Source organism: Microbacterium sp. JAI119, from assembly GCF_013410135.1.
In the GTDB taxonomy this organism is placed as follows: Bacteria; Actinomycetota; Actinomycetes; order Actinomycetales; family Microbacteriaceae; genus Microbacterium; species Microbacterium oxydans.
In genome coordinates this window covers 311,858-325,326 of sequence record NZ_JACCCK010000001.1, presented here as the reverse complement: position 1 = coordinate 325,326, position 13,469 = coordinate 311,858, and the positions used below count along the sequence as shown (strand labels likewise).

Sequence of the window (13,469 nt, the reverse complement as noted above, 5' to 3'; positions counted from 1 at the left end):
ATATTGCGGGGCGGCAGACGACGCCCATAGTTTGCGGTTGTGAAGCTCCCCCGCGCCGCGCGCACCCGCTATCCCGCATCCATTCCCGCCAGAGACCGCCGCAGCAGAGGCCTGGCTCTCCTCGGCGGCGTGTGCGCTGCCGCGATCGTCTTCGGCGGCGGGTCGCTCTCCGCGAGTGCGGCACCCCCGGCAGTGGGGCCGGGAGTGGGGAAGGCCCTGTCCGCCACGTCGTTCCGAGCTGCCCAACAGGCTGCGGTCACGGCGGCGATCTCCACCGCGCAGGCGACCGGCGAGCCCGTCCCCGTGGACGGGATGATCACCCCCACCCAGCAGCACGTGGCGATGCCCGATGGGACGATGCGCTACGAGACGTCGACAGTGCCCGTCAGAGTGGAGCAGGATTCCACGTGGGTCCCGGTGGACACGACACTCGCTCGCACGGATGGGTGGTGGGAACCGATCGCGTCGGCCGCACCCGTCCGCTTCTCCGCCGGCGGGAACAACGAACTCGCACAGGTGCAGACCGCCTCCGGAGAGTGGGTCACCGAGACCTGGCCCTACGGCACCCTCCCCGCCCCGACTGTCGACGGCGACACGGCCACCTACGCGAACGTGCTGCCCGACGTTGACCTGAAGATGGTGGCCACCAAGACCGGGCAGGCATCGGTCTACGTAGTCAAGACGGAGAAAGCCGCGCGGTCGGCGGCGCTCGACGATCTTCATGTCGTGATCCAGGACGCCGCGTTGACCACCAAGAAGAACGGCTCCGTCGAAGCAGAGGCGGCCGACGGTTCGCAGATCGTCGCGGGGCAGCCCCTCTGGTGGGATTCCTCCTCGGGAGGCGACTTCCGCGAGCCCGGAGCGACCGAGCCGGTGCTGCCGGTCACGCACGACGTCGGTGAGGATCGCGTGATGCTCGACGTCGGAGCTTCCGTCGCTACTCATGAGAAGGACTCGGGCCAGGACGTGACCTACCCGATCTTCATCGACCCCGACTGGTCGGCCGGCGCTCAGGCATCCTGGTACACGGACGCCGCCTATCCCGACCAGTCGTACCTCAACGCGAGCACGTCGGATGTGCTCCGCATGGGCCGGTACCAGAACTTCCGAGGCAACATCTTCTACCAGTTCATCATCAGCCCGCTCGCCGGCAAGGACATCCTCGGGGCCCAGCTCGGCGCGACGCAGATCAGATGGGCCTCCTGCCCGAACAGCCCCGTCCAGGTGCGTGCTTTCGGCCCACAGGCCGGAGGGTTCACGTGGAACCAGCAGAACCACTCGCTGTGGGGACCGGTTCTGGACACTCAGAACCCGGGATCGTGCAGCAGCGGACCAGAGGCCGTCGGCTGGAACGTCACGGCAGGCGTTCAGGCCTACGTCGGACAGACCTGGTTCCAGCTCGGGCTCGCGCCCCAGAACGAGACGGTCGTCTCGCGACGCCACTTCAGCCGCGCCGCGACCTTGACCGTGTCTTACAACACACGCCCCAACGCCCCGACCGACCCGGTCTTCACGTCGCCGAGCCGACAGTGCGGAACCGCCGCGGCCCCCACCCCGATCGGGCAGAGCGACGTCACCGTTCGCGTGCACCAGACCGACCCCGACCCCGGCAATGTCGACACCAACTTCCACCTCATGAAGGCTTCCAACCTGAACGCTGCCGTTCAGGACAAGCCCGGAGGGCTCGGTGCGCAGGGGTACAAGTCGGTCACGTTCACCACACTGACCGATGGTGAGACATACGCGTGGCGCGCCTGGGGCAGCGATCACCGCAGCAACGGCGTCGCCCCGACAGCCTGGTGCTACTTCACCGTCGACAAGACGAAGCCGGCCACTCCCACCGTCACCACGCCGACCAACGCCTCCTACACCGTCGGGACGGGCCTCAACCTGGCCGTGACCGGGGCGGCCGACGTCGCCGGATACGTCTATTGGGTGACTCCCACCCAGCTCGTCGCGCCCGCCCCGCCCGTACCCGCCGACGGGACGGTCTCCATCGCGGCCGCGCTCCCCGACTGCGCCACCGCGATCACCCGAAACGTGCGCTGGGCATGCAAAGCCCCGTCCGGAGCGACCACTCTGACCGTCGCGCCGACGGACGCACTGTCCACCGTCTGGGTGTCGGCCTACGACAAGGCAGGTAATCAGTCCGCCGCGGTCGGCCGGCCGCTCTACCCTGGCGGCAACACCGGAACCCCCGCTGCTGCGGCGAACCTCGACGCGGGACACGCGTGGCAGGTCACGCAGATGTCCACCCCGCTGCCGAACACGATCCCGGACTCCAACCCGTGGATCGGCGCTGATGGCATCGACCTGCTGATACCCGAGACCAGCTCCACCACCTCGACGGATCTGCCCGACCCGCCCATCGAGACCCCGGTGCTGTCGACCGCCGGGGGAAGCGCCATGGAGGTGAGCACGATGTATCCCGCCGTGAACGCGATGAACAGCTTCACGTTCAGCGTGTGGGTGAAGACCCGGTATCTGCCTGCCACAGGTTCCCAGAAGATCGCGATGCAGGGAGGAGGCTCGAGCGGCTCCGTCCAGCTTCAGGTCACCAGTGCAGGCACCTACGCGTTCTGCCTCGGCGACTACCCCGTCAACTCCGCCAGCACGACACCGACGAGCAACTGCGCCACCGGCGGAGCCGCGACGCCCGGATCGTGGCAGATGCTCACCGGCATCTGGGATGCGACGAACAAGCAGCTCCGACTCCTCGTCGGCAACTCGATCACGCCGGTCGCCGTCAACTCACACATCAACGGAGCCGGCGACCGCTCAGCCAGCGGACCCCTCGTCTTCGGCCCCGCCCCCATGACAGGACGATTCGAAGGTCTCATCGCCAACCCCGTCATGGTCCCCGGCGTCATCAATCACGTCCAGCTCGCCCGGCTCAACGCCTTCGAGCTGCCGTTCACCGACTGAGCACGAGAACGCTTCTCGGAGGAAAAGATCGGCGCTCTGAGTTCTTCTCACCTATGAATCAGCAAACGCGGCTAGGGCGTGTGCACAACACCGTTCACAATTGACGCCACGACGACCACGAGCTGCCGCAGACGCCGCTGCGTCCGCGCGTTGGCAAGCTGCTGGTGGACAAGGATCCCATCAAGTGGGACGGGTCACAAGACGGTTCCACCCTTGCCACGGTAAGAGACCATCGTGATACCCGGGGCGAGGGCGGTCCCGGAGAGACTGTCACCGATGCTCGGTCGCATTGTCGGGGTCGGCTGTCTTGACCTGCATCTTGTCTCCGACCAGCAGAGCGACGAAGCACATGACGCTTCCGAGAACAGCGAGTCCGCCGACGACCGCGAAAGCCTGAGACCAATCCCACACGAGCAGATAGACCGGGAAGATACCAACGACGGCCGCCAGAGCGTTGGGGATGAGAACATGCCGGAAACGGTTGCGGCTGACTCGCGATGATCCGCCAGTCATCGGTCGCTCGAGAGACCAGCACAGCAGCGCAACAAGTACTCCCCCGACCGCAAAGACTGTGAAGGTGCCGAGCAGCGGCCTCACATCGTCCCGCCCCACAGGAGATGGCTCCCAACCACCGACCCATCCGTAGCGGAGCAGGGCGACGATCGCGGCCGTCACCACCACGGCGCCAAGCAGCAACAGCATGGTAGGGAACACTCTCCGTCTCGACGTCATCGCGATTCCTCCATGAGCGCCGAGAGGTTAGAAGCCTGTTGTTCCCAGGTCGGCTTCGCTGCTTCGAACCAACTGAGAGACGCGTATGTGATGAAGTCAGCGCCGTGACCGTCGGCTGTTTGCGTCAAGTAGACGTTTCCCTTCTTATCCTCCCAGGTGGAGAACTTGATGGTCGACCCCGGCGCATCGAAGTACCCGTAGTCGAGAACCGTGAACTTCACCGAGGTCCGCGTCGTAGTCACTCCGACAACGCCGTTCGGATTGAGAAGGGGCGTTCCCGTCTTGAGGCTGCACTCGCCGCCGTTCTTGAACGTGGGGCAGCCTTCCACAGTGAAAGGGAAGACCTTGGTCGGGTTCTGCGAGAAAGCGGTCATCGCTTGCTCTGCACTGAACTGCTTGGTCGTTCCGATGAGGTGATCAAAACGATACGAGTACGACCAGATCCCAGCCGGTCCGATCGAATTGCACGACCGCGCTTTCCCAGCCCCGCCGCATTTCACCTCGGGAGTGGCTGCCTTCACCCGACAGGACCAGTCCCCCACCTTGCACTTCTGTCCGCTCGCACTTGCCGCGTTGCCCGGATTCGAGGCGGTTGAGGCTGTCCCCGGTTTGGACTTGGGCTTGGGCTTGAACCCATCGATGACGAACCTCATTCCGCTCGGGTCCATGTACGTGGTGGGGTTGTTGCCCGAGTACGTGTATCCGGTGTTCTGCTGCGGCAGGTTCGTATCGATCACAGGGTCCACGGACAGGAACTTCCCTAGCACGGGGTCGTAGGTGCGCGCACCGACCGTGGTCAGACCCGTCGACGCGGTCACGGGCTTGTTCATGTACCCGGTCCCACTACCCCACACTCCGGACGATCCGATCGGGGCACCGTAGGGATCACGGAGCATGCGCGTGGTCGTGCCTGTCGAGTTCGCCACTGTTTGCACGTCCACCGTCCCCTCCAGATTCGAGAACAACCACGTCAGCGTTGTGCCGGCGGTTCCGGTCTTCGCGGACTTCTCCGCGATCGGCTTGCCCTCGGCACCACTGTACGTCCGTACGCCCGCGACGACCGTCGATCCCGTCGCCTGCTTCAGCACGGTGTCACCGACGAATAGCGTTGAACCTTCCGTCGTGTTGGTGCGCAGCAGGATGCTGCCGTCGACGTTGTAGACCGTGTCCTGCGTCGTGGACCCGGCCACGACCTTCGAGACCTTGCCCGCGTCGTTGAACGTGATCGTCTGGCCGGGGCGTCCGGTCATGTTGCCTGCCGCATCGTAGGAGTACGATCCCGGCCCCACTCCGGCCGGGCCTGTCACAGCGTTGACCGCGTGCGGACGGTCGCCGCCCGCTGCCGCGTAGGTGTAGGTCGCGGTCGTGGCCGTCCCCATCGAGGAACGCTTCACGAGCCCCGTGCGGTTCCCGGTGGCGTTGTCGTACGTGTACTCATGCCAGTACGGCTCGAGGCCACCCATCCCGCTCGCCGACGGTGTGGCCCCGCACCCCGTCGATGCGTTCGGAGTCCACGCCGACTTCAGCTGGCGCAGCGAGTCATACGCGTAGCAGGCCTTCTGCGTCCCCGCCGTCGGCAGCACAGAGCTCATCGTCGCCGACGTGACATTGCCGACCGCGTCGCGGGTATATGCCCGGTCGGCCACATAGTGCCCCAGATCGCCGAACACCGCGTTGTCCTTGATCGACAGCACCGCCCCCGTCGCGGCGTCATAGCCGTAGGTCGAGTACGCGGTGCTCGTGGAGCCGTTGACCCGGTTGAACTGCGACAGTTGCCCGATCGGCGAGTACACGGTGTTCGCGAGGATGATCGACGTGCCGCGCACGCCGCTCAGCTTGCCCCAGGAGTCGTAGCTGTAGCGGATCGTCTCGGCCGGCAGGCCACCCATCGCGGGCATCTGCTTCGCCAGCAACGACGAGTCCGCGTTGTAGTAGAGCGTCGTCTTGTAGCTCGTGCCCGCAAACGCGGGTGCCCCTGCCGGGATCGAGAGCGTGGTGTCGAGTGGATTGCCCGCCGCATCGTACGAGCCGACTGTGGTCTTGTAGGCAAGGCCCGGGGCGCCCGGAGTCGATCCCGTATAGGCGGTCGAGGTCGTGACGAGCCCCTTCTTGACCGTGTCGTAGGTCCACGACGAGAGCATCGCGCCCGAAGATGTGCCGGCATACGAGGCCGTCTTGCGGTTGAGCTCATCGTAGGTCGTCGTCACGGTCTTCCCGCGAGCATCCGTCGTCGAGGTCATGTTCCCGGCGAGGTCGTAGGTGGCCGTCGCGACTCCCGAGTCGGCATCGTCCTGGCCGATACGGTTGCCGAGCAGGTCGAACGTCCAGATCCAGTCGTTGCCGGCCGGATCGGTCATCTTCGTCATCCGATCGCCACCGTCGTAGGCGAACGTCGTCGTTTGTCCGGTGCCGGTGATGCCGGCCGCGAGGTACTGGATGAGCTTGGTCTTCTGCCCGAGGGAGTTCGTGAACGTGCTCGTCGAGGTGCCCCCGACCGGCGGAACCGTGTCGACCCGATCTGCACCAGGGTAGGCGTTGATCGTCTGCGAGTGCACGGACCCCGTGGTGTTGAGGGTCGACGTCAGCGCGCGTCCGACGGCATCGTACACGGTGATGACCTGCGAGGGGATGTTGTTCTCCGTCACCGGAGTGAAGAACGCCGTTCCCGGAGCGATGGATGCCGTCCAGTAGTCGTTGTCCACGAAGTACTGTCGCCCCTGGTTGTCGTAGTTCGTGGTCTTCACGACCGTGCCGCCTCCGACGGCGAGGCTCTGGGTCTGCGTCTCTCGCCCGAGACCGTCGAAGAGCTGGTAGCTCGAGACGATGCCGCCACCGGTCAGGGTGTCTGTCTTGATCGCATTCGGGGCGGTCTGCGACAGCGTGTAGGAGAACGACATCGACGGCGCCGCGGGATTCGCGGCCTGGGGTTGCAGCGGCAGCCAGACCTTCGTGGACCGCCCGAGACCGTCGATCGCGATCGTCGTGATCGAGCCGTTCGGGTCGACGATCTTCGTCTTCGCGCCGGTCGTCGGCTCGAGCGTCGTCACCGTCTGCCAGGAGAACGGCGCCGCGTTCGTCTCGGTCGTGGACAGCAGAGGTAGGGCCGTCGCCGGAGTGTAGGCCGTCGACGTCGTACGCCCCAGCGGATCCGTCTTCGTGAGCAGGCGTCCGAGGGAGTCATAGGTCGACGACTCCTTCGTGACCCAATGCGGCTGACCGTTGTCGTACTTGTCCACCACCTGCACGGACGTCGGCAGCCCCTTCGTTGCCGCCGCGCCCCAGGCCAGGCCGTCGTAGCTGGTCTTCACGTCGCTGACCAGGTCGCGCGGGAACTGCGCGCCGGCCACGCCGTCACACGCGGCGTTGACCGTGCGCACCTCGCTCGGGAGACCGATGATCCAGGCGGAGGTGTTCGCCGCGGCGTAAGTCGTCGTGACGCACTTGCCCGTGGCATCCGACGGGACCGTCGACACCGTCAACGGATAGCCGTAGGTTCCGTCGAACGTCGTACGGGTCTCGAGCGTGCGGTTGCCACCGGTCGACAGTGGCTCGGTGACGACTGTCTTCTGCACGCCACCCATCCGCGCCTGCCGCGCGCCGTCGTTGGAGGTGACGTTCGAGGCCCACGGCGTGCTGACCTGCGTCGACACCAGAGCTCCGCCGACACCGTTGAACGTCTGCTGCTGATACGGCTGTCCGGCGAACCAGCGGTCGTCCGGGATGCTGGTGCCGGTGACGTTCACCGTCTTCGTGCCTCCGCCGGCAGCCGCCCTGTCTCCGTTCATGCCCTGGTAGTACGTGTACTTCGACACCTTCTGGGCCGCGGGTACGGCCGGGTCGCCCTCACGCACCTCCACGGTGTTCACCCCCGCGAACACGTTCCACGTGCGCGAGTTCGCCACTGTCAGGGGCGAATCGTTGTACCGCCACTTCGGCGTGCCGTAGAAGTACTGCGTCTGCTGCACTTGGCTCAGCGGGCCCCCCGTCACACCGTTGACGAGGATCGAGGAGACCGGGTACTTGTGGAACAGGTCCTGCCGTCCGCCGAGCGGGATGGTCGACTGCGGCACCCACCACTCCGGGAAGCACCAGTTCGTGTTGTTCGGCAGGTCGCCGAGGATTCCTGCAGCCTGAGCCGGCGTGCACTGCTGGCCCTGGTAATTCACGCTGATCACGCCGCCGAGACTCGTCTTGATCGAGCTCAACCGCCACTTGTCGAGCGGGGCCAGACCATCGACGACCCACACCCGGTTCTGCATCGTGACGCCGGAGAACACCGTCGCCGGCTCCACGATCGCCGCTTGCCCTGCCGCTGTGCCCGTCCGCTGCACCTGCGTGAGCCAGAGCGCGGCCGATGTCCCGTCGCCGGGATCAGGGTACGAGTGCCCGAGCGCCCAGGAGTCGACGGTCGAGTACTCGCCCGAGACCTTCGCCTGCGACTCCACCTTCACGAGGCTCGCGTTCGTGAAGAACGAGGGTGCGATCTGCGAAGCACTGCACGAGGTTCCGGTGCACAGCTGGTCGAACGGCACGTCGGGATACTTGGCCGGATTCGCCGGCATCACCGCGCTGTCGAGGGCCGCAGCCGTGCACGATGACCCGGTGGCATCGTTGCATCGGCCCTTCCCGTCGTAGCTGAAGAGAACGCGGTACCCCGCGGCCTTCGATGCGAAGAGGTCCGTGGCCCGCAGCCCGTACTCGATGCGCGTGAGGGCACCGCCACGCTGGTACGCGGTCGCTCCCGAACCGCCCTTGGCATACTTGTTCGTCTCCGCCGTGTAGTACATCGTCTGCGCATTGCCGTGCACGTCGACGACGTAGTCCAGGTTCCACCGCCACGCCTGCGAGCAGGAAGACGCCGCGAACGTCGAGGCATGACACGGCTCCCCCGCATCGTTGCCGAACACCGGCACCGTCCAGGTCGAGTTCGTCGTCGCCTTGCCCGCGGACCACCCGGGGAGCTGATTGAGACCGAAGTAGTACTGGGTGCCGTCGGTCGTTGTCATCCGCCAGCACTCGTTGTTCACCGTTCCGTTCGCCGCACAGCCCTGCGCGGCACCGACAAGGCGCTCGAAGCGGGTGCCGTCATCGTTCTGCAGCTTCCAGACACCGCTGGCCGTGTCCTTGATGAGCGCGCCCGACCGCCCGGCCATCGATACCGTGGCGTTGTCGGTTCTCCAGCACAGGTCGCCGGATGTCGTGACCGCACCACTGGCACCGTCATCCTTCGCGCACGGGATATAGCTGCGCTCGATGAACCCGGCGGCGGTGAGGTCCCATCCCTCACCCACCACCGACGGCTGGTTGTTCGTCGATGCTGTGAGCCCATCCACCGACTGCGAGTTGTATGACAGGCCCACCGACGGCGTCGGCCCCGCACCGGGAGCGGGGACGGCCATGTCGTAGTTCCACGTGAACGCGCCGGTCTGCTCTGCGACGTCCCACGTCGACGACGACTTCAACGGTGTGGCCGCATACGAGCCCGTGCCGTTCGCGCTGCTCGCGCCCGACACCGCCGCGAGCATCATCGGCTCTTTCGAGACCTTCGGTGTGAGCACCAGCCCCTCGTCCGTCGCCGCGGTCGCCACGGGGACGGCCTTCTCCGACACGTCCTCCGGCTTCGTCGACGCGGGCACCTGCACCCACTCCAGGCGACTCGCGAAGTCGCCGCCATAGGCACCGGCGAGCAGCTGCTGAGGCATCCGCACCGCGACCGGCTCCCCTTCTTCCTCCGCGTCCTGCTGCGCCAGAGAGACGACGATGCCGTCGAGCCCCTTCTTGGCCGCCGCCTTCTCGTCGAGGATCTCCACGACCACGGACGGGCTCTGCGACGCCGCGTCGTCTTCCTCCCCCTCCGCGTTCTCGGCATCGTTCTCGGCTGCGTTCTCCTTCTCCGCCGCCCCGACGCCGGACGCGGGTGCGAGGGCGAGGCCGGTATCGCCGAGCGGCTTCCACTCCCCGGCCACCGTCGCCGGCGCAGCCCCCTCCGCGCCTTCCGCCGCGTCGGTCGTGACGCCCTCCAGATCCGACTGCTCGAGAACGATGTCGGTGCTCTCCAGCGACGGGATCTCCATGGCATCCGGAGTGGCCGAGTTCACCGACGAGAGCGGGTCGGCGCCCGCATCCGCCTCGCTGACCGTCGAACCCGGTACCGGATCGCCGAAGACCGGGGTCTCGACGGTCGGTGTCGGCGACTCGGCGAAGGCTGCTCCCGGAGCCGCGACCAGCACTCCACACGCGAGCACCGAGGTGGTGAGAACAGCAAGAATCGTGCGGGTGCTCCGACGCGCCATGGTCAGTCTCCGGTACTCAGTCGGTGAAGGGGAGTTCGAAGGCGGCCATTCGGGCCAGCTGCGCATGGTCGATGACACCGGGGACCATGACGGGGTTCGTGATGAGCCCGATGAACCGGAGGCTGTCGGGGCCCGGGGCGAACATCAAGCTTCCGTTCGCCGAGCGATCACCGCTGCCGTTGACGTGGCCGTTGACGGCGACCGGCGTGATGGAGTTGCCGATGTGGAGGCGGAGCTGCTGGTTCGCGGCATCCCAGATCCCGGTGACCATCTGCCAAGTGCTGGGCAGGACCGTTCCCCCGGTGACGCAGTTGTTGTCGCGGGCGGTGTTGCTCATGTTCACGTACTGCTCGCCGAGGCAGAAGGCGTACTTGCCGGTGCTGGTGATCTGCAACTGCATCGTCCCGATGCCCTGGCCCCGCTGGATGGCGATGATCTGGGACGTCGGCGCCACGTGTGCCGGCTTGACCCAGAGGCTGAAGGAGAAGCTCTTGGACGCGTCGACGGGAGCCGCCAGGGCGGTGATCTCGTATCCTGCGGTCGCCACGTTCGTGGAGAGCACGGGCGAGGCGACCGGGAAGTCGGGGAGGTCCGTCGTGGTCGTCGACGCAGTCGCGGGGATCATGAGGTCGATGGCGTTCGCACCGATCCATGGGTTGGAGTCCGGAATCGCCTCCGGAAGCGGCGATGACATCGTCGTGAGCTGCCAGGCGTGTCCCGCGTCGAGGTTCGCGGCGGTGGCCGGGGTCCCGGTGTTCCCGCCGGGATAGAGCGGATGCCCTGTGGGAGCAGACTGATTGCCCGCCTTGTCGTAGGCGGAGACCCACACCGTCGACAGCGAGTCGACAGGCGCGACGGTGACGGTCGTCGCACCGCTGCCGGTCTTGCAGGCCCACCGGACGCTGTTGGTCACTGTGGTCGCGCAGTTCGGAAGGGCCGCAGCCACGGAGACCGTGCCGTCAGCCGGCACCGGAGGCGCAGGGGCGACCAGCTGCGTGGGGGTCACCCAGTAGACGTATCCCGCGACATCCGCTGCCCCGGTCACCGACAACGGGACTCCAGTCCCGACGGCATAGGAAGCACCCGTCGGGGCCTCCACCACCGGCACAGCCGGCTTCGTCGTATCCACCGTGAAGTAGCACCACTCGCTGTAGCCGGTGCCATGATGCGTCGTGTCCTGACCTCTCCCGCGCCACGCGTACGTCTCGCCATCGACCAGGCCGGTGAACGTCACTGTCTTCGTCCCTCCGGCGGCGAGGCCGGACCCCAGTGTCTGCACGAGGACACCGAGATTGCCGGCCTTGGCCAGGTAGAAGTTGGTACCGACGCTTCCTCCGTCGGGATCCGTCTGATTCACCGCGACCGCGACGTCCGTCTGACCGATCGCGGCCGGAGCCGCAGCGGTGCCACACGCACGCGAAGGGGAGGTGAACGACGGGGCGGTGGGCGTGTTCGGCAGGGTGTTGTAAGAGACGATGAGCGTTGCCGCGCGGCTGTAGTGACGACGCGACGGCAGGTTCGCATTCGTGTAAGTGAAGGCGAACTGAATGGCAGACGCCCCCACTTTGGCCTGCACGCCCGATGTCACGTTCCAGCCCACCGCCATCGGCGCCGAGCCCAGGCCGGGGCCGTACCACGGAGCCTGCAGCGGGGCACTCCACCCACCCGTTCCTGCCGCGTTCCACGCCTGTTCCTGCGCCCAGGTGAACCCGGTCGGCTTGATCCCATAGGTGTGGACCTGGATCGCACCCGCCCCGCTGGACGCGACCGCGAGCTGAGTGGTGTTCAGTCGGGCGCTCGTCACGACCTTGCCCGCCAGAGCGCCGATGGGGAACTGGAAGAACATGTCCGAGCGATACTGCTGGTAGATGCCGACGCGCAGCACATCGGAAGCCCCCGCCGACAGGTACGACTGGTTCGGATAGGCCGCGTCCGTGTACCAGGAGGCTGTGATCCCCGACGACCAGTCAGGGTCGACGAAGATCGGATACACGACATCCCCGTCGCGCTTCTCGTGCTTCGTCACCGAATCGCCCACGTCGAGCAGCACTCGGTCCGCCCCCACGTCGTGCGTCACGGGCAACGGCGGTGCTTCGCCGCCCGGCTCGCGATAGGTGCCCCCCTCGGAGGAGTCCCACCACAGCGGCTGACCGGCGACGATGCTCGACTCATCCCCTGTCTCCGCGGTGACGGTGCCCGTCGAGTCCGCGCTCAGCTCTGCGTTCTCGACGACGACGTGAAGACCGTCGAGCTTCGCGGACTGCGCTGCCTCCTCGGTCTTGACGACGTAGATCGACGCCTGCCCGGTCTTCGTCGCGACCATCTTCAGGTCGACACCGGGCAGCACCTCAGAATAGGTCGCGGTGTCCCCTTCGACCGCCGGGGTCGGCAGGATCCCGTAGGGCCAGATCTCGGTGATCCACTCGCCCGATTCAGCCTGCACCTGAGCGAGCCGGTCGGTGCCGCCTGACGAGAAGCGCACGGGAGCCGCGGAGGCGATCGGCTCGAACCACTCGCCGGTCGATGCGAGTGTCGTGTCGACGGGTACCCAGTCACCGCCCCGCTCGACCCGCACCGGCACGCTCGATGCCTCGTACCGCATCGTCCCATCCGGCATCGCCAGCGTCTGCTCTGTGGGGGTGATCATCCCCACGACCGGTACCGGTTCCCCGGTAGCGCGAGCCGCAGATGCCGCAGACGAGACCGCACGCTCCCGGATATCGCGGAACGACTGCACCGACAGCTCTCTTGCTGCACCTGCCGTCGGCGCGGCCGATGCCGACAACGCTCCCCCGCTCAGGACGATGGCGAGGACGCAGACAGACCCGAGGCCGGAACGCGCGAGCCTGCGCGAACCCGAAGGAAGGAGATTCACAGACGAAAGCTATGGTTCAGCTGGGAGCGTGCGCAATATCCATCTCCTCGATCAATCCCTTTGTAAGGTATTCGCCGCTCGGGCAATGGAGGCTTCGGGGAGGCGGTCGAGTCCGAGCTCCCGTTCCAGCTTCACCCGCGCCCTGCTCAATGTCGTGAAGACCACCGACTGCGAGCAACGCAGCAGCTCGGCGATCTCCCCCGCGGCCAATCGGTCCCAGTAGAAGAGGACGACCATCCTCTTCTCCCGTGGGGTCAAGGCGGTCTCGATCGCATGACGCACCGCGATGGCATCGAGGACGTCGGACTGGCGTCGGCCCCCGACGCCGTGACGCAGGGCATCCATCGCCCTGACCTCGGATCGTCTCCTGCGCTCACGATCTTTGAGCTTGTTGTCCGCGGCGCGCAGCAGCCAGATCAAGCCGAGTGGCTTGCGCTCATCCAGCTTCGACCACGCGAGCGTGAACACGTCGGAGACGAGATCCGATACCTCATCCGGGTCGTCGACCACGCACTCGATGTGGTGTCGAACACGAGCCCAATTCTGTTCGAAGACCCGTTGGAAGGCTGCGACGCGCTCCGCCTGCCGCGACTGCTTTCCAACCCCCACGTTCGGATCGTATTGCACCAGGGGCGCGCTTCATG

At 66.4% G+C, this 13,469-nt stretch carries 5 protein-coding genes; 1 reads left to right on the top strand and 4 read right to left on the bottom strand.

The annotated features are described in order from the left end of the window. Positions 1 to 39: 39 nt before the first annotated feature. Complete coding sequence (locus HDC31_RS20415; protein WP_113681429.1) at positions 40 to 2,925, top strand: LamG-like jellyroll fold domain-containing protein; 2,886 nt, start codon at positions 40 to 42, stop codon at positions 2,923 to 2,925. Between the two features lie 270 nt (positions 2,926 to 3,195). Here the strand turns inward: HDC31_RS20415 and HDC31_RS01425 are convergent, their stop codons facing one another. Genes HDC31_RS01425 through HDC31_RS01410 form a run of 4 tightly spaced genes read right to left on the bottom strand, consistent with a single transcriptional unit; the run spans position 3,196 to position 13,434 of the window. Next, entirely contained in the window at positions 3,196 to 3,627 is a 432-nt protein-coding gene (locus HDC31_RS01425) for a hypothetical protein (RefSeq protein WP_113681428.1), read from the bottom strand. Positions 3,628 to 3,653: 26 nt separating this feature from the next. Next, complete coding sequence (locus HDC31_RS01420) at positions 3,654 to 9,950, bottom strand: RHS repeat domain-containing protein (protein WP_179515750.1); 6,297 nt, start codon at positions 9,948 to 9,950, stop codon at positions 3,654 to 3,656. Positions 9,951 to 9,966: 16 nt separating this feature from the next. Next, the gene (locus tag HDC31_RS20455) at positions 9,967 to 12,825 is read right to left on the bottom strand and encodes a LamG-like jellyroll fold domain-containing protein (protein ID WP_218867280.1); all 2,859 of its coding nucleotides are present in this window, start codon (positions 12,823 to 12,825) and stop codon (positions 9,967 to 9,969) included. A 51-nt stretch (positions 12,826 to 12,876) separates the two neighbouring features. Then, entirely contained in the window at positions 12,877 to 13,434 is a 558-nt protein-coding gene (locus HDC31_RS01410; RefSeq protein ID WP_179515749.1) for an RNA polymerase sigma factor, read from the bottom strand. Between the last annotated feature and the right edge of the window lie 35 nt (positions 13,435 to 13,469).

Excerpts from the sequence above, each read along its gene's own strand:
- HDC31_RS01420 (WP_179515750.1), bottom strand. The coding sequence starts at position 9,950 with ATGGCGCGTCGGAGCACCCGCACGATTCTTGCTGTTCTCACCACCTCG.
- HDC31_RS01425 (WP_113681428.1), bottom strand. The coding sequence starts at position 3,627 with ATGCTGTTGCTGCTTGGCGCCGTGGTGGTGACGGCCGCGATCGTCGCC.